This is a genomic window from Sodalis sp. RH24, from assembly GCF_047324145.1.
In the GTDB taxonomy this organism is placed as follows: Bacteria; Pseudomonadota; Gammaproteobacteria; order Enterobacterales; family Enterobacteriaceae; genus Acerihabitans.
On the sequence record NZ_CP178729.1, the window covers coordinates 3,942,596 to 3,963,420 of the forward strand.

16 protein-coding genes and 4 tRNA genes are annotated in these 20,825 nt (G+C 60.1%); 11 read left to right on the forward strand and 9 right to left on the reverse strand.

From position 1 onward, the window contains the following. Positions 1 to 23 precede the first annotated feature (23 nt). From wecG to ACL2XG_RS17830, 6 genes are all read left to right on the forward strand, one after another. Complete coding sequence (wecG, locus tag ACL2XG_RS17805) at positions 24 to 764, forward strand: lipopolysaccharide N-acetylmannosaminouronosyltransferase (RefSeq protein WP_413721618.1); 741 nt, start codon at positions 24 to 26, stop codon at positions 762 to 764. Between the two features lie 183 nt (positions 765 to 947). Then, positions 948 to 1,024, forward strand: a tRNA-Arg gene (locus tag ACL2XG_RS17810). 63 nt (positions 1,025 to 1,087) lie between these two features. After that, a tRNA-His gene (locus tag ACL2XG_RS17815) sits at positions 1,088 to 1,163 on the forward strand. Positions 1,164 to 1,177: 14 nt separating this feature from the next. Beyond that, positions 1,178 to 1,264, forward strand: a tRNA-Leu gene (locus tag ACL2XG_RS17820). Between the two features lie 35 nt (positions 1,265 to 1,299). Beyond that, a tRNA-Pro gene (locus tag ACL2XG_RS17825) sits at positions 1,300 to 1,376 on the forward strand. Positions 1,377 to 1,512: 136 nt separating this feature from the next. Beyond that, positions 1,513 to 2,346: a YdcF family protein gene (locus ACL2XG_RS17830; RefSeq protein WP_413721617.1), complete on the forward strand. Its 834-nt coding sequence runs from the start codon at positions 1,513 to 1,515 to the stop codon at positions 2,344 to 2,346. 16 nt (positions 2,347 to 2,362) lie between these two features. On the opposite strand, the gene ACL2XG_RS17835 is transcribed toward ACL2XG_RS17830, so the two are convergent. The 6 genes from ACL2XG_RS17835 to kdpF are packed head-to-tail and all read right to left on the reverse strand — an operon-like array spanning position 2,363 to position 10,436. After that, complete coding sequence (locus tag ACL2XG_RS17835; protein ID WP_413721616.1) at positions 2,363 to 3,286, reverse strand: nucleoside hydrolase; 924 nt, start codon at positions 3,284 to 3,286, stop codon at positions 2,363 to 2,365. A gap of 28 nt (positions 3,287 to 3,314) precedes the next feature. Beyond that, the gene (gene kdpD / locus ACL2XG_RS17840; protein ID WP_410013145.1) at positions 3,315 to 6,005 is read right to left on the reverse strand and encodes a two-component system sensor histidine kinase KdpD; all 2,691 of its coding nucleotides are present in this window, start codon (positions 6,003 to 6,005) and stop codon (positions 3,315 to 3,317) included. Positions 6,006 to 6,013: 8 nt separating this feature from the next. Further along, complete coding sequence (gene kdpC, locus ACL2XG_RS17845) at positions 6,014 to 6,589, reverse strand: potassium-transporting ATPase subunit KdpC (protein WP_413721615.1); 576 nt, start codon at positions 6,587 to 6,589, stop codon at positions 6,014 to 6,016. Positions 6,590 to 6,600: 11 nt separating this feature from the next. Next, positions 6,601 to 8,649 (reverse strand): potassium-transporting ATPase subunit KdpB, encoded by a 2,049-nt coding sequence (kdpB, locus tag ACL2XG_RS17850; RefSeq protein ID WP_410013147.1) that lies wholly within the window; start codon positions 8,647 to 8,649, stop codon positions 6,601 to 6,603. Positions 8,650 to 8,667: 18 nt separating this feature from the next. Beyond that, positions 8,668 to 10,353, reverse strand: coding sequence for a potassium-transporting ATPase subunit KdpA (kdpA, locus tag ACL2XG_RS17855; protein ID WP_413721614.1), 1,686 nt, complete (start codon positions 10,351 to 10,353; stop codon positions 8,668 to 8,670). Beyond that, positions 10,353 to 10,436, reverse strand: coding sequence for a K(+)-transporting ATPase subunit F (gene kdpF, locus ACL2XG_RS17860; RefSeq protein ID WP_410016701.1), 84 nt, complete (start codon positions 10,434 to 10,436; stop codon positions 10,353 to 10,355). Before kdpF ends, kdpA begins: the two co-directional genes overlap by 1 nt. Positions 10,437 to 10,788: 352 nt before the next feature. On the opposite strand from kdpF, the gene ACL2XG_RS17865 reads away from it, so the two are divergent. Then, on the forward strand, positions 10,789 to 11,028 hold the full coding sequence (locus tag ACL2XG_RS17865; protein WP_410013149.1) for a hypothetical protein: 240 nt from the start codon (positions 10,789 to 10,791) through the stop codon (positions 11,026 to 11,028). Between the two features lie 73 nt (positions 11,029 to 11,101). Here ACL2XG_RS17865 and bcsG read toward each other — a convergent pair whose 3' ends face one another. From bcsG to bcsE, 3 genes are read right to left on the reverse strand one after another with little or no spacing between them, the layout of a single operon-like run. After that, a complete protein-coding gene (gene bcsG / locus ACL2XG_RS17870) occupies positions 11,102 to 12,754 on the reverse strand; it encodes a cellulose biosynthesis protein BcsG (protein WP_413723508.1) in 1,653 nt (550 codons plus the stop codon). After that, the gene (gene bcsF, locus ACL2XG_RS17875; protein ID WP_413721613.1) at positions 12,747 to 12,971 is read right to left on the reverse strand and encodes a cellulose biosynthesis protein BcsF; all 225 of its coding nucleotides are present in this window, start codon (positions 12,969 to 12,971) and stop codon (positions 12,747 to 12,749) included. Before bcsF ends, bcsG begins: the two co-directional genes overlap by 8 nt. Beyond that, entirely contained in the window at positions 12,968 to 14,689 is a 1,722-nt protein-coding gene (bcsE, locus tag ACL2XG_RS17880) for a cellulose biosynthesis protein BcsE (RefSeq protein WP_413723558.1), read from the reverse strand. Before bcsE ends, bcsF begins: the two co-directional genes overlap by 4 nt. 109 nt (positions 14,690 to 14,798) lie before the next feature. On the opposite strand from bcsE, the gene bcsR reads away from it, so the two are divergent. The 4 genes from bcsR to bcsB are packed head-to-tail and all read left to right on the forward strand — an operon-like array spanning position 14,799 to position 20,736. After that, positions 14,799 to 15,005: a cellulose biosynthesis protein BcsR gene (gene bcsR / locus ACL2XG_RS17885; protein ID WP_410016703.1), complete on the forward strand. Its 207-nt coding sequence runs from the start codon at positions 14,799 to 14,801 to the stop codon at positions 15,003 to 15,005. A gap of 43 nt (positions 15,006 to 15,048) precedes the next feature. Continuing rightward, entirely contained in the window at positions 15,049 to 15,768 is a 720-nt protein-coding gene (bcsQ, locus tag ACL2XG_RS17890) for a cellulose biosynthesis protein BcsQ (protein ID WP_410013152.1), read from the forward strand. Beyond that, positions 15,765 to 18,377, forward strand: coding sequence for a UDP-forming cellulose synthase catalytic subunit (gene bcsA / locus ACL2XG_RS17895; protein ID WP_410013153.1), 2,613 nt, complete (start codon positions 15,765 to 15,767; stop codon positions 18,375 to 18,377). Before bcsQ ends, bcsA begins: the two co-directional genes overlap by 4 nt. Before the next feature lie 10 nt (positions 18,378 to 18,387). Further along, positions 18,388 to 20,736 carry a cellulose biosynthesis cyclic di-GMP-binding regulatory protein BcsB gene (gene bcsB / locus ACL2XG_RS17900; protein WP_413721611.1) on the forward strand — a complete coding sequence of 783 codons (2,349 nt, stop codon included), beginning with the start codon at positions 18,388 to 18,390 and terminating at the stop codon, positions 20,734 to 20,736. Positions 20,737 to 20,825: the final 89 nt, after the last annotated feature.

Below are 20,825 nucleotides of genomic sequence, written 5' to 3' on the forward strand. Positions count from 1 at the left end.
GTCAGCCTTTGTAAGGATAATAAATGGAAATTCAGGACGGAATCGCCCTATACCGTATTCGCGGTTTGGTTATCTGGGGTTTTCGCGATCAGCGGCAGTGCGTCGATTACCTGTTTGCCGGCGGACGGGTCAAGACCGGCACCCTGGTGGCCGTCAACGCGGAAAAGGTGCTGACCTCGGAGCGGGATGCCGCGCTTGCCCAACTGCTGGCGGAGGCGCAATACAAGTACGCCGACGGCATCAGCATCGTGCGGTCGATTCGCCGCAAATATCCCGCCGCCGAGGTGGCGCGCATCGCGGGCGCCGATCTGTGGGAGGGTATTATGGCGCGGGCGGGCAAGGAGGGCACGGCGGTTTTTCTTATCGGCGGCCGGCCGGATGTGCTCGGGCAGACGGCCGAGCGCCTGCGCGCGAAATGGAACGTTAACATCGTCGGGATGCAGGACGGCTTTTTTGCCCCGGCCGGGCAGGAATCGCTGTTCGCCCGGGTCCGGGCCAGCGGCGCCGCTATCGTTACCGTGGCGATGGGCTCTCCCAGGCAGGAAAAGTTGATGCGCGATTGCCGCGCCAGCTATCCCGACGCGCTCTATATGGGCGTGGGCGGCACCTACGATGTTTTTACCGGCCATGTAAAGCGCGCGCCCCTCCTCTGGCAACGCATGGGCCTGGAGTGGCTATACCGCCTGTTCAGCCAGCCCAGCCGTTTCCGGCGCCAACTGAAACTGTTACGCTTTATCGGCTATTATATCAGCGGACGTTTGTAGGCGCGCGGCCCCCCGCCGGGGGGTAAGTACCCGAAAAGAAGGGCTCATGGCGTTTTGACGGCGGGGAAAACGACCTAAGCGGGCAGGAAATGAGCAAAGGGTCATTAAACCCGGCAAAAGTAGTAAAAAGCACTAGACAGTCAGGCCGCGATTCCGTACTATCCCCACCCGCAACGGCGCTAAGCGCCCGTAGCTCAGCTGGATAGAGCGCTGCCCTCCGGAGGCAGAGGTCTCAGGTTCGAATCCTGTCGGGCGCACCATATTTAGTGCGCAAGTGCCGTGTCAGCAGTATCTTCACGTTGCGGTAAGCAGTATCAGTAATGGTGATTGTAGCTCAGTTGGTAGAGCCCTGGATTGTGATTCCAGTTGTCGTGGGTTCGAGCCCCATCAGTCACCCCAACATTAGTGGCCATGCGAAGGTGGCGGAATTGGTAGACGCGCTAGCTTCAGGTGTTAGTGTCTTAACGGACGTGAGGGTTCAAGTCCCTCTCTTCGCACCACAACCTTTAAGTACCCTTTTTAAGATGTTGCAGTACGGCGAGTAGCGCAGCTTGGTAGCGCAACTGGTTTGGGACCAGTGGGTCGGAGGTTCGAATCCTCTCTCGCCGACCACATTCCCGATGGTGTTGCCCAAGCGGTAGCGGGCAGGGCCAGAAAAAAGAAGAGCGGCAGGTCATCATGACCTGCCGTTTTTTGTTGTCTGTCATATACCCGCTGGTAAAATGAAAGCAAAAGGGGAACTAAAATTATGCACGCCGACATTTTTGCCGCCTCTGAGCTGCCGCCGCTTCCAGCCGATATTGTCTCCAAGATCAACTTGATAGCGTCCTGGCTGGCGGTTGACGATTTTTCCGCCCGGCAGGACCATTTAAGCGCCGATGCCATCATCCTGGCGGGAAATGCAGTATTAGCCACCATTGACGGCGCGTGCGCACTGGCGCGGGCCCGCCATATTCCCCTGGTTATCTCCGGCGGCATCGGCCATTCCACCTCGTTTCTCATCGCGGCGGTGGCCCAACATCCCCGTTATCAGGCCATTGAAACCGCCGCCCGGCCTGAAGCCGCCATATTGCATGAGATTGCCTGCCGATTCTGGGAATTACCTGGAAAACAGGTCGTTATGGAAACCGCGTCGCGCAATTCCGGCGAAAATGCCGGCTTTACGCGCGCCCTGCTGGAAGAACGGGGATGTACGCCGCAAGATATTATTCTTATTCAGGATCCCTTGCTGCAGCGCCGGACCGACGCCACCTTTCGCCGCTGCTGGGTTGATTCTGCCCAAAGTCCGCATTTTATTAACTGGCCGACCTGTGTCCCGCAACTGGTGAGTGACATAAACGGGACCGGCTTTACCCATGATAGCGATGGCCTCTGGCCGGTAAACCGGTTTATATCCTTGTTACTGGGCGAAATTGCCCGTCTGCGGGATGATAAACATGGCTATGGCCCGAAAGGGAAAGATTATATCTGCCATGTGGATATTCCGAACGAGATTGAAGACGCCTGGGAATATCTGATGCATAACCAGGGGATCCCGGGTGAATGGCGCGATCGTATTGAGATTCCAACGCTCAATGGATAAGCCACGACAATTGCCGCTATATTAAGGTCAAGGATTGCAGGAAATGCGCTTTTAGCGGCGCGGCCTCCACGCCCAGGCAGATTTTTTGCAATCCGCAGCCGGCAAAAGGATCAAAGCGCGTGGCGAGCGCGGTGGTACGGCGCAAGGTCTGGCCGCGCGACAGGCCTTCGGTCACTACCCTTATCGGCGAGGTCGACACCCTGAACCAGTCGGGATTGATCAAATAGGATAGGGTCAGGGTATCATGCAGCGCCATGCCCTCGAACCCCTCGCTTTGCAAGCTGTAGTCCAGGTAGCCGCGGGAAATGGCGGTCAATACCGGCTGCCCGGTTGCGCGAATTTCCTCTCCGGTAATTAATACTTCATGGGTAACGTCCAGCGGCAGCATCACCACCGGCAGGGCGGAGGAGAGAACCTGATCCGCAGCGTGGGGATCTTTCCAGATATTAAATTCGCAGTGGGGCGTCACGTTGCCGGCATGGCCGTGGGTGCCGAAGGCGCCGCCCATGATAACCACTTCCCTCACCAGCGGAACAATCTCCGGCGCCAGGTTGATGGCGGTGGCGATATTGGTCAGCGGCCCGATGGCCACCAGGGTAATTTCGCCGGGATTGGCCTTTACGCTGTCGATAATAAAGCGGATGCCATCTTGCGCCGAGGCGTCATAAGGATTGTCAAACGCGTCACCCAATCCGTCTTTGCCGTGTATCTTGCCGCTAACAGGCGTGGGGTCAAGAGCCAGCGGACGCGAACAGCCGCGATAAATGTCGGCGCGGATCGCCATTTTGGCGCAGAATAGCCGGGCATTTTTAACCGCCTGATCCAGGGTAACATTGCCAAATACCGCGCAGACACCCAGGATTTCCATATGGCGGGCGGCGTAGGCAAGCGCAAAAGCGTCATCCACGCCAATATCGGTATCGATAATAATTTTACGCATAAACGACTCCGTCCTATGAAAAGGTATTTTACTGTGTCTCTTCCGCATCTTCGGGTAGCGAAGGGGCCTGGGCTACCGGCAGGGAGATGTAAAAACAGGCGCCGCCTTCCGGCCGGTTGCCGGCGCGAATCTGCCCTTCATGCATTTCTATAATCGCCTTGCAGATGGCCAGCCCCAGTCCAACGCCGGGCACGGCCGATTCCTTATTGCCGCGGGCGAATTTTTCAAAAATCTTTTGTTCCTGCCCCACCGGGATGCCCGGCCCGTTGTCCCACACCTCGATTTCCAGCCGATGACGTTGTTCATAGGCCCGGATGCCCAGTTGCGCGTTATCGCCGGCATACTTTAACGCATTCTCCAACAGGTTGGTGAACACCCGCTCCAAGAGCGCGCCGTCGGCTTTGATCAATACCAGATGGTCGGGCAACTCCAGCCTGACCTGACGCTGGGCCAGCAGCGGTTTCATGATTTTCAGCGTGCTGCCGATCACCTCCTCCAGCGCCACCCATTCGGCGCGCAGGTTAAGTCCGCCAGACTGGATGCGCGCCATATCCAGCATATTGTTGACCAGCCGGATGGTGCTCAGGGTTTGTTGCCGGATCTGGCTGGCCTGCGGCGCGTATTTCGATCCTTCCGCCGCCAGGTCAAGGGTCAAAATTTCCGACTGGCCGAACAGCACCGTCAGCGGGGTGCGCAGATCGTGGGATAGGGCCGACAATAGGGCATTGCGCAGCTCCTCGCGCTCGGCGGCCAGGCGCGCGTGTTCTTCGCTGCGGGTCAGCGCCATGCGTTCCAGCGCGCCGGCGATAAGTACCGTAAAAGTTTCCAGCATACGCTGCTGTTCGGGGATCAGCAGATGGCGCAGGTTGGCGGGTTCAATCACCAGCAGCCCGAGTGTTTTGCCGGTGGTTTTCAGCGGCAGTATCTGATAGGGCACGCCTGGCAGCGTATCGGTACCGGCGCCGGCCGGCTGCCCTTTATCAAAACTCCAGCGGGAAATGGCGGCGTCGGGCAGGGTCGTCAGGTTGCCGGCGGCGCCAATGGCCTTCAGCTCGCCATTTTCCTGCGCCAGCAGCAGCTCGCTGCGCGCCTGTAACGTACTGTCGATGACGCGCTGGCAGGTTTGGGCAATCTCGTCCATGCCGCGCGCGCCGCTCAGCGCCTTGGAAATTTCATAAAGATGGCGCACGCGCTGTTCCCGATAACGCGCCACGCGCGCCTGGTAACGTACCCCCGACGTCAGGTTGCCGATAATGATGCCGACGGTCAGCATCACGCCGAAGGTGAACAGGTATTGCACATCCGATACCGCCATGGTGCCGGTAGGCGCGATAAACACCATGTCGAAAATAACGATGTTCAGCACGGTCGCCACTACCGACGGCCAGCGGCCGTAGCGCAGGGCCACGATCACCACGCCGAGCAGATAGATCATCACCATATTGGTGGGATCCACGCCGGGCAGCAGCCAGTGGCCGCCGACGGTAATCAGGGCGCAGAGCGCCGCCGCCGCCAGGCAGCCGCGCAGCTGCACCCGCCATTTATCGGTAAAAGATCGGCTGTCCGCCAGCCTGCCGGGAGGATCGGCCGGCGGTTCATCCAGCGCCACGATGATCAGGTCCAGGTCGGGCCCAAGGCGGCCCAGCCGGTCGGCAAAGCTGTCCCTGCGCCAGGGTTTGGCCGGGCGGCGGCCGGTGATGATTTTTCCCAGGTTGTGCTCGCGGGCGTAGCGCAGCACCGCGTTGACCTCGCTGGGATCGGATAGGGTGGCCGTTTCCGCGCCCAATTCCTGGGCCAGCTGCAGGGTGCGCAGGATGCCGCGCCGGCGCGACTCGGCCAGGCGGTGCAGCGAGGGGGTTTCCACGTAGACGGCATGCCAGACGCTGCCGAGCTTGGCCGCCAGCCTGGCCGCCGTGCGCACCAGCTTTTCGCTGCCGGTGTTATTGCCGATGCACAGCAAGATGGCGTCGCGCGTATGCCACACCTTGTCCTCGCCGCCGCTGGCGTCGCGCCAGACCCGCATCTGGTCGTCCACCCGATCGGCGGTGCGGCGCAAGGCCAGTTCGCGCAGGGCGAACAGGTTGCCTTTGCGGAAAAAATTTTCTATGGCCCGTTCGGCGCGATCGCCGATATACACCTTGCCCTCTTTTAATCGCTGGCGCAGATCGTCGGGGGGCAGATCCACCAGCACCACTTCATCCGCCGAATCGAAAAACGGGTCCGGCACGGTTTCCCGTACCCGGATGCCGGTGACGCCGCTCACCACGTCGTTCAGGCTTTCCAGATGCTGGACATTGATGGTGGTCAGCACGTCGATGCCGGCATCCAGCAGCTCGTCGACATCCTGCCAGCGCTTGGGATGGCGCGAGCCGCGCGCGTTGGTATGCGCCAGCTCGTCCATCAGGATCACCGCCGGACGCCGGGCCAGCGCGGCGTCCAGATCAAACTCCTGATGCCGGTGCCGGCCGGTGGGGCGCCGGGGCAGCACGGTCAGCCCGTCCAGCAAGGCCTCGGTTTCAGCGCGGCCGTGCGTTTCCACCACCCCCACCAGCACATCGAGCCCCTGCGCCCGCAGGCGACGGGCTTCCGTAAGCATCGACCAGGTTTTTCCCACGCCGGCGCAGGCGCCGAAATAGATTTTCAGTTTGCCGCGTTGCTTATTGGCCGCCTGCAGCAATAACGCGTCCGGGTCGGGACGCTGGGGTTCATCGTCGCTCATGGCGGTCCTTAAGACTGGGGAAGTTTATCCAGCGCTACGTTAAGTTCCAGTACGTTTACCGTCGGTTCGCCGAGAAAAGCGAGCAACGGCCGCGACGTCTGTTGTTCAACCAATTGGCGCACCTGTTCCTGGGCCAGTCTACGCGCTGCCGCGACCCGAGGCACCTGCCAAAGGGCGGCCTGCGGCGAAATATGCGGATCCAGGCCGCTGCCCGATGCCGTCACCAGATCCACCGGGATGGGGCCGCCGGCCTGCGGGTTGGCCGCGCGCAGCGCCGCCACGCGTTGTTTTACCGCTTCGTCCAGCGCCGGATTGCTCGCGGCCAGATTGCTGCCCGACGAGGCCAGGGGGTTATTGGGCGTATCGCCGGTGGCCGACGGACGGCCCTGGAAATACTCGGGCCGGGTAAAATTCTGCCCGATAAGCGCGGAACCCCGCGTTTCGCCGCCGGCCTCCAGCAATGAGCCATTGGCCTGCGCGGGAAACCACCACTGCGCCAACTGGGTGGTCAATAAAGGATAAACAACGCCGGTGATAAGTGTCAGCAGCACCAGTAAAATCAAGGCGGGTCGTAATTGGCTCATGATGGTTCCTCTTAGCCCAGACCTAAAACGGTCAAAATCAAATCAATCAGCTTGATGCCGGCAAAAGGTATCAGCAGCCCGCCCATGCCGTAGATCCACAGGTTGCGGCGCAGCAGGGCGGCGGCGCCCATGGGACGGTAACTTACCCCATTCAGCGCCAGCGGGATCAGGAAGACGATCACCAGGGCGTTAAATATCACCGCCGACAAAATGGCGGAGCCGGGCGAGTGCAGATGCATTACGTTCAGCATATTCAATTGCGGGTAGGTCACCGCAAACGCGGCCGGGATGATGGCAAAATATTTGGCGACGTCGTTGGCGATACTGAACGTGGTCAGCGACCCGCGCGTCATCAGCATTTGCTTGCCGATATGCACCACTTCCAGCAGCTTGGTGGGGTTGGAGTCCAGGTCGACCATATTGCCCGCCTCTTTTGCCGCCTGGGTACCGGAATTCATCGCCACCGCCACATCCGCCTGCGCCAGCGCCGGCGCATCGTTGGTGCCGTCGCCGGTCATGGCCACCAGCCGTCCCTCGGCCTGGTATTGGCGAATCAAGGCCAGCTTGGCCTCGGGCGTCGCTTCGGAGAGGAAATCATCCACCCCGGCCTCGGCCGCGATGGCGGCGGCGGTCAGCGGATTATCGCCGGTCACCATCACGGTCTTGATGCCCATCTTGCGCAGTTCGGCAAAACGTTCTTTTATGCCGCCCTTAACAATGTCCTTCAGGGCCACAACTCCCAGAACGCGCGCATCTTCCGCCACCACCAGCGGCGTGCCGCCGCTGCGCGCCACCTCTTCCACCAGGCTGCTGACCCCGGCGGGAAAACGGCCGCCGTTGCTTTCGATATGGCGGCGAATGGAATCCACCGCCCCTTTACGGATCATGCGCTGCTGGATATTGACGCCGCTCATGCGCGTCTGGGCCGAGAACGGGATAAAGGTGGCGTCAAGGCTCTGTAAATTGCGTTCGCGCAGATTAAATTTCTGCTTGGCGAGCACCACGATACTGCGGCCTTCCGGCGTTTCATCGGCAAGCGACGCCAGCTGGGCCGCGTCCGCCAGCGCTTCTTCGCTGACGCCGGGGGCGGGCATAAAGCGGGTGGCCTGACGGTTGCCAAGCGTAATGGTGCCGGTTTTATCCAGCAGCAGGACATCGATATCGCCGGCCGCCTCCACCGCGCGCCCACTGGTGGCGATAACGTTGGCCGCCAGCATCCGGCTCATCCCGGCCACGCCGATGGCCGACAGCAGGCCGCCGATGGTGGTGGGGATCAGGCAGACCAGCAGGGCCACCAGCACCGTGATGCTCACCGGCGCGCCGCCCCAGGCCGAGAACGGATACAGCGTCGCCGTCGCCAGCAGGAACACAATGGTCAGCGCCACCAGCAGGATGGTCAGGGCGATTTCATTGGGGGTTTTACGCCGCTTGGCCCCTTCTACCATGGCAATCATGCGATCCAGGAAAGTTTCGCCGGGATTGGCGCTGCATGTTATCACCAGCCAGTCGGACAGAATGCGCGTCCCGCCGGTCACCGAGGCGAAGTCGCCGCCGGACTCGCGGATCACCGGCGCGGATTCACCGGTAATGGCGCTTTCATCCACGGACGCGCCCCCTTCAATCACTTCGCCGTCGCAGGGGATAATATCCCCGGCCTCGGCCAACACCACATCACCCTTGCGCAACGCGTCGGCGGCCACTTTGCTGGTGGCGGCGCCGTAACGCGGCTCGGCGAGCTTTTTCGCCCAGCTGGTTTTTTTCACGCCTTTCAGGCTTTCCGCCTGGGCCTTGCTGCGCCCTTCCGCCAGCGCCTCGGCAAAATTGGCGAACAACACGGTAAACCACAGCCAGAGCGAAACATGGGCGGTAAAACCGACATTCCCTGCGGTCAGTCCCGCCGCCATGCCTGCCGCCAGCAGCAGCGTCAGGATACTGCCCAGGTACACGACAAACATCACCGGATTGCGAAACTGCACGCGCGGATCCAGCTTTTTAAACGCATCCGCAAGAGCGACGCGCATCAGCGCTCCGTCAAACAGCGCTTTTTGATTACGACTCATGGCTTCAAACTCCCGCGATTAATGACCAAGCAGTTGCAAATGTTCCGCCACCGGGCCAAGCGCCAGCGCGGGGATAAAGTTAAGCGCGCCGACCAACAGCACCGAGCCGATGACCAGGGAAATAAACAGCGGGCCGTGGGTGGGCAACGTGCCGCTGCCGACCGGCTGCACCTTCTTGATCGCCAGCGAGCCGGCAATCGCCATCACCGGCACAATCACCGCGAAACGGCCCAGCAGCATGGCGACCGCCAGCAGCAGGTTCCAGAACGGGGTGTTGGCGCTCAGGCCGGCGAAGGCGCTGCCGTTGTTATTCGCGGCGGAGGACACGGCGTAGAGCACCTCGCTAAAGCCGTGCGCGCCGGGATTGAACATGCCGGCGCGCCCGGCTTCGGTCATCATGGCCAGCGCGGTGCCCAGCAGCGACAGGGCGGGGGTAATAAGGATGGCGATGGCGGTCATTTTCATTTCCCACACTTCGATCTTTTTACCCAGGTATTCCGGAGTACGGCCGATCATCAACCCGGCGATAAACACCGCCAGCAGCACAAACAGCAGCATGCCGTACAGGCCCGAGCCGACGCCGCCGAATATCACCTCGCCGATTTGCATCAGCCACATCGGCATCATGCCGCCGAGCGCGGTAAAGGAATCGTGCATGGCGTTAACCGCCCCGCAGGAGGCCGATGTCGTGATCACCGCGAACAGGCTGGAATTAAGGATGCCGAAACGGCTTTCCTTGCCTTCCATGTTGATGGCGCTGTCCGCCCCGAATTGCAGGAAGTGCGGGTTGCCGTTCAGCTCCGCCCACATCACCACCGCTACCGCGGCGATAAACATCAGCGACATGGCCCAGAGCAAGGCATGGCCCTGGCGATGGTCGCGCACGACATTGCCGAAGGCAAAGCACAGCGCCGCCGGAATGAGGAAGATGGCAATCATCTGGATAAAATTAGTGATGTAATTCGGGTTTTCAAACGGATGGGCGGAGTTAACGTTAAAGAAGCCGCCGCCGTTGGTGCCGAGCATTTTTATCGCTTCCTGCGACGCTACCGGCCCCATCGGCAACGTTTGCTTGGCGCCCTCAAGCGTCGTCAGGCTGAGATAATCACTGAAATTTTGCAGGGTGCCCTGGCTGATGCTGATCAGGGCGATCAGCAGCGCCAGCGGCAGCAGGATATAAAGCGTGATGCGCGCCATATCGCGCCAGGCGTTGCCGAGCGTGGCCACCGACCGGCTGGCAAACCCCCTGATCAGCGCAAACGCCACGGCGATGCCGGTGGCCGCCGACAGAAAGTTCTGCACGGTTAAACCCACCATCTGGCTAAAATAGCTCATGGTGCTTTCGCCGGCGTAGGACTGCCAGTTGGTATTAGTGACGAAGCTGATGGCGGTATTCAGCGCCAGATGCCAGGAGAGGGCCGGCAAATGCTGCGGGTTTAACGGCAGGCGATCCTGGAGCATTAACATCGCCAGCAATAGGATAATGCCGAGCACATTGAACAATAAAATGGCCAACAGGTAGCCGCGCCAGTTCATGTCCTGTTTATACACGCCGCACAATCGCCATAACCGGCGCTCGATGCCGGCGAAACCGGGCGCGGGCCGATCGTTAATGAATCTGCTCAGCCCTAGCCCCAAAGGGCGCGCCAGGATCAGCAGCACGGCCATGTAGCTGAAAATCAACAAAAACGCGCTGGAAGCCATCAGAATTCCTCCGCGTTAATCAGGGCATAAACCAAATAGCCCAACAGTAAAAACACCAGCACGATACCGGTTATCAAAGCCATACCCACAGTGCACCTCCAGAGGAAATTCTCAGGTGCTGCGAGTGTAAATTTTTGTCTGAAAAGTTAATGTAAAATTACTCCTGCCGGGTGTAAAAATTTTATAAAAATAGCGCAAATGCCGCGGCAGGCTTTGGAGATGGTTTAATTCCAGAAATGTATATAAAAAATTTATAGCCCGGCCCTTTATTTTTATACAGGTTTTATAGTTGCTTGGTTATATTGGCTTTATCAGGAACGCGTAAGGCAAGACGAATAACCAGCTCAATAGATATTTGCCTGGTTAACGATATTCGACGGCGCGTCTATAACGTATTGAGAATATGTCCGGCAGCGGTAAGAGGTCGACAAGAAAATGAAATATATCGTCGTTAATATACTGTTGTTTTTAGCCTGCCTGCTGGCATCCGGTCTGCTATGGGCGGTGTCGCCGGTGCCCGCGCCGGCGCAGAGGCCGGCGAGCGGCGATTTTTCGCCGCAACAACAGGCGGAGATTGAACATATCGTGGAAAACTATTTAGTCGCCCATCCGGACATCCTGGCGAAAATGAACCCGCCGCCGGTCAGCCCGGGTGGCTGCCGGCCAGTGCGTTGAGCCGGCATGGTGGCGATGTGGGGCGCCGTCTACCCGCGCCGGGCGGCGGAGGCCATCGCCCGGGGATTATACATTATTGCGGGTAGGGCACCCAGCCGCCGCCATTGAGGCGGATATACACTTTGCCCTGGTATTCCATCACCACCGCGTTTTCATTTTCCGCCACCTTGGGGGTGGTGGGCAGATTGGCGCCTAACGCCGGCCAGTCCAGGAGGGACGTGGTGAAAACCTTGCCGTCCACCGAACGGGCCACCAGTTCGGAAATGGCCAGATAGCTGCTGGGGGCGGTGATGTTCAGCGCCTGGGCCGGATGCGGCGCGCGCGTGCCGAAGAATTTTACGCCGACCGGAATATGGGTAATGGCGGGGCTGGGAATATCGCGCAGGCCGGAGATCTGCATTTTATCGCCAACAAGCCCGGCGCCGTGTTCCGGCACCACGATCAGCATCACCCGGCGGCCGGATTTATCCAACTGGTCCATAAAGGCGTTGAGCTGGGAAAGCAGGGTTTGCGCGCGTGTACGGTAATCGGCGCCTTTGGCTGCGCCGACAAAACGATTGCCGTCGTGCAACGCGATCAGGTTAAAAAATGTCGCGCTGCGCCCGGTGGCCGCCCGGGACTGGTTTGCCAGCCAGCGGGCCATCAGTTGCCCATCGTCAAAAATAGGCTCGCCGTCGAAGGAGGCCAGTTCATGACCCAGGCCCGCCTGCGACATGATAGGCGCCTGCATATCAGCGTCCTGGCGCAGGTTGCCGATGTAATTACCGAAGACGCCGCTATGATCCATCGCCAGCTGTTCGCCAAAGCCCAGTTTCGCCAGGTTGTCGAACAGATAGCATTGCCGGGCGGCGGGTTGGTACAAATCATGATGGGACGTTTGACCACAGCTGGCGCGCAGCAGACGAATTGACGCCGGGCCGCTGTAGGCGGTGGCGGAGTTGAAGTCGGTGAACAGCAGGTCAAATCGCGACCACAGCGGGGACGCGGACAGCTGGGCGGCATCCAGATCCGACCAGGCCAGGGAACAGATATTGATCACCAGTAAATCAAACGGCTGGGCATCGGGGGGCAGCGTCTGCGGGAACGGCGTTTGCCTGGCCTGCTCGCGCTGATAAAATTGCTGCAGGTAGGCATCGAGATTGGCGTTAGTCGGCGGGCCGCTGACCGTATTGGGCAGGTTTTGCGCCGGCGCCGTTTCCTGCGCGCGCTGGGCGATGGGAGCGGGCGTGGCGGCCGCGGGCGGCGCCTGGGTCAGCCCCGGGGGCAACAGCAGGCTCAGGTTGAGCCACAGCAGGCCCGCCACCGTGAAGGTGGTAATGCGCAGCCATTGCGCCACAAACAGATACCCTACCAATAGCACGAAGGCGACGCCAATCCATCGCCAGTTGATAAACCGATCGGTCAATTCCAGCAAATAGTCGATGCTAAAGCCGCTGACATCCGCGCCCTGATGGAGAATGGAACGCCAGCCCGGCAGCCAGGTATCATGGTAAAACAAGGCCAGGCCAAACGGCAGCGCCAGCCATTGGCGCCAGCGGTGCAGACGCGCCGTGGGCAGGGGAAACAGCAGACAGGAGGCGAAAAACAGGTTGGCCAGCGCGTCGACATGCAAATAGCCCAGCCAGAGCAGGATAAATTTCAGTAAAAAATAATAATTCCAGCCACCCAGTCCGCGCCAGGTCCGCCCGATCTGAAAAACGGAGGTGTTAACGCGCGGGTTATTCATCATGTGCCGGCTTATCCGCCGTTGACCGGTGGTTTATTTTCATCGCCAGGTGGGTTTTGACATGGCTTGCCCTGATCGGACGCAGATAGCGGGGGGATAAAAACCATGCATTAAAGCGATTACGCCACAGCGGCAAATATTTATGCGCGATAAACCCGAGCGGGATAAATATCACCGCCGCCAAGCAGAACATTTGCAGGATATCGACGATGTTCATTGTCCGTAACCTTTATTATTGCGCGGGGGTGAAAACGAAGGCGGTAATGGCTTACCGTCCAGTTGCACGATGAGGGGTACGGGTAGCCGGCGTCTTTTACCCGGCGGCGCATCCCGGGTCGGCTCGGCGGCGGCTGGCGGCGGCTCAGGCGGCACGGCCAGCCCCGACAGGCGGCGAACCTCCGCCTGGATGGCATTATCCTGATACCACAGGGTGCGGTTTTGGAACATGTCGGCGGCAGGCAGGCTGAACAAGAAATTAAGCACGCTATCCACATCGCTGGTCTGGCAGTTGGATAAAAACAAATACAGATGGCTGTCGGTGAGGGTAAGCACGTCGCCGTCGCGGCGCAGATGGCACAACGACATGGCCTGCTGCGGGCTGATGCCGCCGACCGGGCGCAGGGCAAGCAGTACGCCGCGGGTTTCTACCGCAAGGGTAGGCTGTCCCAGGATGGATTGCATCACCTCGCAAAATACCGGCAGCGGCAAAAAACCTTTGTGGCGGTCAGGCAGCCGCCCTTGCAGCAATAATTCAATATTTTCCGGTACATAGCGATTAAACGTGCCTTGCTGGATGTCGTCCAGCAGCGTCAGGAAGCTGGATAGCCTCGCCGCGTGCGGCACGATTAAATTAGCGCCGCAGGCCTGTAATAAGCGTTGATCGATATAGCGCAGGGCGGGGTACATTTCCCTGACGACAATTTTGAGCGCGTTGCCGCGCCGGATACGCAGGAGATGAATTTGCCGGGCCAGCGTTTCAATCTGGTCGTTGGCGCTGAGGGCGAAAATCAGCGTGGCGGCGCGTGCGCGCAGGCCACGGTCCACCAGGTGCTGATTGTCGGCAAAAATAAACCACTTATCCGATAAGGGCGGCGCGCCTTCCAAAATACTGTTTTCCGCAAGATACATCCATTGATCGTCACTGTGGTTATTAATATGTTGCGCGGATGCCGGAGAGGCCGCTATTTCCCAGCCGGGACTGCGCGGCTGTAAAGCGTACGCGGTATTTGCTTCCACGCCGAATTGATTGTGCCACCAGGACATTACATATTGCGGTGGGTAATGGGCTGAATTTAGCATAGCCAATCCATATAATACGCGGTTTTGGACATATAAACGCGGAATGAGGGCATGAATTCCCTTGCCATAACAGAGAATGAGCATAGCGCAATTCTGGCGCGCGCATTGGCTGGCAATTTCAAGCAGCCACTGGTTAAAATCATTTGGCGCCAGATCATTCCCTGCCGCGGCGGTCAACATAAATATCAACAGTTGATTTTTGATCTGCGGCAGGCGACTGATATCAACCGGCAAGCCGGTTAACGCTTTTTTCCCTGCCGCCTGATGATAATAATGGGTTTTATCCTCGGCTGATAATAAACGGACGATCAGGGCATGTTCAGGCGGCAATGTCGAGGTGCAGGGGAGGGATGTGGGGTTATCTTTCTGATATATAACTGAAATTATTACATCTGGCCGCTGTGCGTCCACCACTTGCCCGCACAGCTCATAGGCGGCCGGCTCGGTATCGGTATTGACCCAGTACAGCCCCCGGGGTTGCATTAAAGACGTATCATCCCAACAATTTTTTATGCCAAAAGGAAAAGACAGTGCCATTTTTATCTGCTTGCAGTAGGTGTAAAAGCAACGGGATTGAAAGTCTTTAAAGTGTGCTTGGGCCGGCATCGAATACTGGAGTATAATAAATATTACCATTCTGGAATGAAATGACCAGTTAATTAGCTACATCAGAACCCTATTTTACGCTGATTTAATTTTTGCTGGATTAATGCCAAACCCAGGTAATGGCACCGTATAAAGGAAAATAAAACTGGATAGCATAGACCCTGGCGCGGCAGCGCATGATGAGAGTGATGATTTTGCTGTGTTAAGTCACCTCTTTTCCCTGCCGGAATTAAATTATGTCGATATAACCCGGGCGGAAAAAATTCCGCTGATGATGTCGCGCTGGCCGCTATTGGCCGAATTGGCCGGCGTGGCGTATGACGCATCCCAGGCGGAAGCTTCATGAAGCCTGCCGTGGCCATGGTTTACCGTTCTTGCGGAGTCATATCATGCCGGTCATAGCCCTGCGGGGTATCCGGGGCGCGACGGGCACGACATCGGTGGCCGCCGGCCTGAGCTGGGCGCTGGCCCAATTGGGCGAGAACGTATTGGCAATTGATTTTTCACCGGATAACCTGTTGCGCCTGCATTTCGCCATGCCTTTTTCCGCCCCGCGCGGTTGGGCCAGCGCCGTGCAGGCCGGCGCCGGCTGGCAGCATGGCGCCATGCGCTATAGCCAACTGCTCGATTTTCTGCCCTTCGGCCGGCTGGCCGACGGGACGCAGGCGTTGGACTCATTGACCGACTGGCGGGAGAACATTGCCCAATTGAAATCCCTGTCGGCCTATCATTGGATCGTGCTGGACGTCCCCGCCGGCGAGTCTGCCCTGGCGACCCAGGCGGTATCCCTGGCCGACGGCGTGTTTACCCTCCTGCAGGCCGACGCCCAGTGCCATGTGCGCCTGCATCAGCAATCCTTGCCCCGGCATGCTCATTATGTGGTTAACCAATTTGTTCCCGCCAGCGCCTTGCAGCAGGACCTGCTGCTGCTCTGGCAGCAAAGCCTGCCGAACTTGCTGCCGGTGGTATTGCATCGCGACGAGGCGATGGCGGAGTCCCTGGCGGCGCTGCAACCGGTGGGCGCATTTATGCCGCACAGCAAAATCAGCCAGGAGCTGACTACTCTGGCCAATTGGTGCCTGATCCATTTGCGCAACGGTGAACAATGAATTCCCGGCGGCCCGGCGTCCTGTCGGTGTTCTTGCCGCCGCCGGTGCATTCGGCGCTGCGTGACCGCTACCGTGGCTACCGCCGGGCGGGCGCTTCCCGGCCGGCCGCGGCGCTGATGATGGTTTGCGTGATTGCCGGCTGGCTGTTGCTGCGGTTCGAAACGCCGGCCTGGCAACGCATCCGTCGCCAGCGCGGGCGCTGGTATCCCCATGTTTCCGCCGCGCGTCCCCGCCCGCTCGATCTGGTCCGCTATGTGCTGCAAACGCTGTGGCTATTGCTGATTATGCCCGCCGGGGGCGTGCGCCAGCGGGCGCTTTATGGCGATATTTCCCGGCGCTGGCGGGCGCGTTTGCGCCGCCGGCTGCGTACTGTGGCCGGGCGCCGGGCGCCTGCCGCGCGGATTGCCGCCGCGCCGGTTGCAAGCGCGCGTCTGCGCCGCCTGTTAAGCCGCGCGTTAATGATCCTGGCCGGGCTTGTCGCGGCGGTGCTGGCCGGTTTTTGCATTTCCCAGCCCTTCGGCTATCTGGCGCAGTTTGTGTTTGTGATGCTGTTGTGGGGCATCGCGATGATCGTGCGCGATATGGCGGGGCGCTTCCCGGCCCTGATGCTGATTGTTTTGTCGTTAACCGTGTCATGCCGGTATCTGTGGTGGCGCTATACCGCCACGCTGAACTGGAGCGATCCGGTGAGCCTGGTATGGGGGTTGCTGTTGCTTGGCGCGGAGACGTATTCCTGGACGGTGCTGGTGCTGGGCTATTTCCAGACCCTGTGGCCGCTTAATCGCCAGCCGACGCCCATGCCGGCGGATATCGCCAGCTGGCCGACCATTGATGTGCTGATCCCCACCTATAACGAAGCCCTCAGCGTGGTGAAACCCACGCTGTATTCGGCTCTCGGCATCGACTGGCCGAAAGAGAAAATCACCCTGTATCTGCTTGATGACGGTAACCGTGCGGAATTCGCCGAGTTTGCCCGGGAAATCGGCGTGGAATATATCGCCCGGCCTCGTCATGAACACGCCAAGGCGGGCAATATCAACTACGCGCTCCAACAGGCCAAAGGCGAGCTGGTGGCTATTTTTGACTGCGATCATGTGCCGACGCGCTCGTTCCTGCAACTGACCGTCGGCTGGTTTTTCAAGGACGCGCGCCTGGGCATGCTGCAAACGCCCCATCACTTTTTTTCGCCGGACCCTTTTGAGCGCAACCTGGGTCGTGTACGCCGCACGCCGCACGAGGGAAAGCTGTTTTACGGCCTGGTACAGGACGGCAACGACCTGTGGGACGCCAGTTTCTTCTGCGGCTCCTGCGCGGTATTGCGCCGCTCTGCGCTGGATGAGATCGGCGGTATTGCGGTGGAAACCGTCACCGAGGACGCCCATACGTCGCTGCGGATGCACCGGCATGGCTACAGTTCAGCCTACATCCGTATTCCGCAGGCCGCCGGCCTGGCAACCGAAAGCCTGTCGGCGCATATCAGCCAGCGCATTCGCTGGGCGCGGGGCATGGTGCAGATTTTCCGCATCGATAACCCGCTGCTCGGCAAAGGGCTGAAACTGGCGCAGCGTTTATGTTACGCCAACGCCATGCTGCATTTCCTAGCGGGCATCCCCCGGCTGATATTCCTGACCGCGCCGCTGGCGTTTCTGCTGCTGCATGCCTATATCATCTACGCGCCGGCCGTCGCTATCGCCCTGTATGTTTTGCCCCATATGGTCCATGCCAGCCTGACGACCTCCCGGGTGCAGGGCAAGTACCGCCACTCGTTCTGGAGCGAGATCTACGAAACGGTGCTGGCCTGGTATATCGCGCGGCCGACCACCATGGCGCTGCTCAATCCCTACGCCGGCACGTTTAACGTCACCGCCAAGGGCCGCCTGAACGATCAATCCTATATCGACTGGACAATCACCCGTCCCTATCTGGTGCTGATGCTGCTGAACGTCGCCGGGCTGGCGGCCGGCGCCTGGCGCCTGACCTATAGCCGCGGCGACGAACTGCTGACCGTGGTGATAAGCCTTGCCTGGGTGCTGTACAACCTGATTATTCTTGGCGGCGCCATTGCCGTGGCCTTCGAGGCTAAACAGATTCGCGCGGCGCACCGGGTGGATACCGTGCTGCCGGCGGCGATCGCCACCCGGGACGGCCATGTGCACGGCTGCGTCATGCACAATTTTTCGGACAGCGGCGCGGGGCTTGAGATGCACACCTGCGATGTATTGCAGCCCGGTCAGGATATCACCCTGCTGCTCAGCCGCGGACGGCAGGAGTATGCCTTTCCCTGCCGCGTTAGCCGCGCGGGCGGCCGCCAGGCCGGCATCCAGCTGGCACCCCTGACGCTTCAGCAGCATGTGGATTTTATCCAGTGTACCTTTGCCCGCGCCGACAGCTGGGTGGTGCGCGGCGATAGCTTTCCGGAGGACAAGCCGCTGGAAAGCCTGGGCGAAGTGCTGGCCCTCGGCGCGCGCGGCTATCTGCGCATGCTGGATATCGCGCCGCCGGCGCTGCGTCCGCTAATCGTCCTTATTTTTAACGCCGGTGGCTGGATCGCTTCTTTCCTGCCACGCAATCCCCCGCGGCCCGTCCGCAGCGATGAAACCCCTCAATGATGACTAACCGATGAAAAACCTGATATGGACTTTGCTCACCGTCGCGCTATTCGCCAGCGCGGCGCCGGTATCCGGCGCCGGCGGCCCGGCAGAGGCGGCGCCCCCGGCGTTGACGTTAAACGGGGCCGCAACCGGGACGCGGGATGAGCAGGCGCCTGCGCCCGATGCGGCTTTCCGCGGGCCGGATGCGCCGATGCCAGGCGCCCCGGTGCGCGACATCACGCTGCCCTTTGCCGTCATCGCGCCGCCGCCCGGCACCATGACCCTGCGCGGCATCCAGCCTAACGGCCAGGTTGAATTCGGCGTGCGCGGCGATGAGGTGGTTACCCAGGCGATGCTGAATTTACACTATACGCCGTCGCCGTCGCTTATCCCGGTGCAGTCGCATCTGAAGGTTTATCTTAACGATCAGCTGATGGCGGTGCAGGCTATCGGTCAGCAGCAGTTGGGCAAGGAAAACCAGGTACAGGTACCCATAGATCCGCGCTATATCACCGATTTTAATCGTATCCGGCTGGAGTTTGTCGGCCACTACCAGAATATCTGCGAGAATCCGGCCAATACCACCCTGTGGCTGGAGATCGGCAAAGGCAGCTCGCTGGCGCTGCGCTATCAAACACTGCCGCTGAAGAATGATTTATCGCGTTTCCCCATGCCGTTTTTCGATGCGCGCGATACCGGGCCGCTGACGCTGCCGATGGTCTTTGCCGCCGCGCCGGATGCGGGCCAGCAGCAGGCCGCGGCGATGTTGGCTTCCTGGTTCGGCGTCAGGGCGCAATGGCGCGGCCAGACGTTCCCGGTGTTGTACAATCGCGAGCCCGATCGCCATGCGGTGGTGTTCGCCACCAACGCCGGCCGGCCGGATTTCCTGCGTGATATGCCGCCGGCCACCGGCCCGGCGGTGGCGATGGTCAGCCCGCGCGATAATCCTTTTATTAAACTGCTGCTGATAACCGGGCGCGATGATGCGGATCTGCTTACGGCGGTGAAAGGCATTGCGCAGGGCAACATGCTGTTTCGCGGGCAGGCGGTGGCGGTGGAAAGCGTGGAGCAGCTTCAGCCGCGCCAGCCCTATGACGCGCCCAACTGGGTCCGCACCGACCGGCCGATGAATTTTGGCGAGCTTAAGCAGTACCCCGAACAGCTGCAGGCGGACGGGATCGTGCCCACGCCCATTAGCCTGAATATGAACCTGCCGCCCGATCTGTTTTTGATCAACAGCCAGGGTATCGATATGCGTTTGCGCTACCGCTACACCTCGCCCCAGCTGAAAAATACCTCGCGGCTGAGCGTCAGCCTGAATAATCAGTTTGTGCAGGACTTTATCCTGCTGCCCGGCCATGACGACGGTCCGCAACTGCTGCACCTGTCGCTGTTGCGGGGCCTGCTGGCCGATCACCGGGACTTGATGATTCCGGCGCTGAAGCTTGGCGCGGTTAATCAGATCCGTTTTGCTTTCGATTATACCTCGCTATTGGCCGGCGGCGCGGAGGGGCGTTGCGAAACCTACACCACGGTGCCCAATCATGTGGTGATCGACGACAGTTCGACTATCGATTTTTCCGGCTACCGGCATTTTATGGCGATGCCGGATCTGCGCGCTTTCGCCAACGCGGGTTATCCCTTCAGCCGCCTGGCCGACCTGTCCCAGACGCTGGTGTTGGTGCCGCCGAAACCGCAGCCGCTACAGTTGACCACCCTGCTGAACACGCTGGGTAATATCGGCGCGCTAACCGGTTATCCGGCCCTGGGCATACGCCTGAGCGAGGACGGGTCGCAGGTGAGCGCCGTCGATGCCGATATCCTGCTGATAGGTGATCTGCCCGCGGTCTTGCAAAACGACGGCATGCGCGACGGCAAAAAAGCCCAGCTGCTGCTGGCCGCCGCCCGCGATTGGATCAACCAGCCGGTGCGCCAGGCGGCGCTGCCGGACAATACCACGCCGGACGTGGACGCCCTGGCCGATACCAGTACCCAGATCGCCGCGCAGGGATCCATCGCCGCCGTGGTCGGCCTGCAGTCGCCTTACTTCAATCAGCGCAGCATCGTGGCGCTGCTGGCGAAGGGACCGGACGGCAACGCCCTGCTTAACAAAGCCATGGCGGATAATCTGCAAAAGGCGCGGGTTTTCGGTTCGGTGGCGCTTATCCGCGATTCCGGCGTCAACAGCCTGAAGGTGGGCGACACCTATTACGTCGGTCATTTGCCCTGGTGGGAACGTGTCTGGAATGCCCTGGCCCATCATCCGGTAATACTGGCGCTGATGGCGGTGATCGCCGTGGTGCTGGCCGCCATGGTGCTCTGGTGTGGTTTACGCGCCCTCAGCCGCCGTCGTTTATCCGCGGGCGACGGGGAATAACGCATGCCCACCGTTCGTTTTATCGCTCCATGGGGCGCCGGGGGCAGCCTTCCGGCCGCCATACGCCGCCCCGCACAAGGGCCGGTGGG

What these genes read in the sequence shown, in the direction of transcription:
- wecG (WP_413721618.1), top strand. Translation starts at nt 24, where the DNA reads ATGGAAATTCAGGACGGAATCGCCCTATACCGTATTCGCGGTTTGGTT.
- ACL2XG_RS17830 (WP_413721617.1), top strand. Translation starts at nt 1,513, where the DNA reads ATGCACGCCGACATTTTTGCCGCCTCTGAGCTGCCGCCGCTTCCAGCC.
- ACL2XG_RS17835 (WP_413721616.1), bottom strand. Translation starts at nt 3,286, where the DNA reads ATGCGTAAAATTATTATCGATACCGATATTGGCGTGGATGACGCTTTT.
- kdpD (WP_410013145.1), bottom strand. Translation starts at nt 6,005, where the DNA reads ATGAGCGACGATGAACCCCAGCGTCCCGACCCGGACGCGTTATTGCTG.
- kdpC (WP_413721615.1), bottom strand. Translation starts at nt 6,589, where the DNA reads ATGAGCCAATTACGACCCGCCTTGATTTTACTGGTGCTGCTGACACTT.
- kdpB (WP_410013147.1), bottom strand. Translation starts at nt 8,649, where the DNA reads ATGAGTCGTAATCAAAAAGCGCTGTTTGACGGAGCGCTGATGCGCGTC.
- kdpA (WP_413721614.1), bottom strand. Translation starts at nt 10,353, where the DNA reads ATGGCTTCCAGCGCGTTTTTGTTGATTTTCAGCTACATGGCCGTGCTG.
- kdpF (WP_410016701.1), bottom strand. Translation starts at nt 10,436, where the DNA reads ATGGCTTTGATAACCGGTATCGTGCTGGTGTTTTTACTGTTGGGCTAT.
- ACL2XG_RS17865 (WP_410013149.1), top strand. Translation starts at nt 10,789, where the DNA reads ATGAAATATATCGTCGTTAATATACTGTTGTTTTTAGCCTGCCTGCTG.
- bcsG (WP_413723508.1), bottom strand. Translation starts at nt 12,754, where the DNA reads ATGAATAACCCGCGCGTTAACACCTCCGTTTTTCAGATCGGGCGGACC.
- bcsF (WP_413721613.1), bottom strand. Translation starts at nt 12,971, where the DNA reads ATGAACATCGTCGATATCCTGCAAATGTTCTGCTTGGCGGCGGTGATA.
- bcsE (WP_413723558.1), bottom strand. Translation starts at nt 14,689, where the DNA reads ATGGTAATATTTATTATACTCCAGTATTCGATGCCGGCCCAAGCACAC.
- bcsQ (WP_410013152.1), top strand. Translation starts at nt 15,049, where the DNA reads ATGCCGGTCATAGCCCTGCGGGGTATCCGGGGCGCGACGGGCACGACA.
- bcsA (WP_410013153.1), top strand. Translation starts at nt 15,765, where the DNA reads ATGAATTCCCGGCGGCCCGGCGTCCTGTCGGTGTTCTTGCCGCCGCCG.
- bcsB (WP_413721611.1), top strand. Translation starts at nt 18,388, where the DNA reads ATGAAAAACCTGATATGGACTTTGCTCACCGTCGCGCTATTCGCCAGC.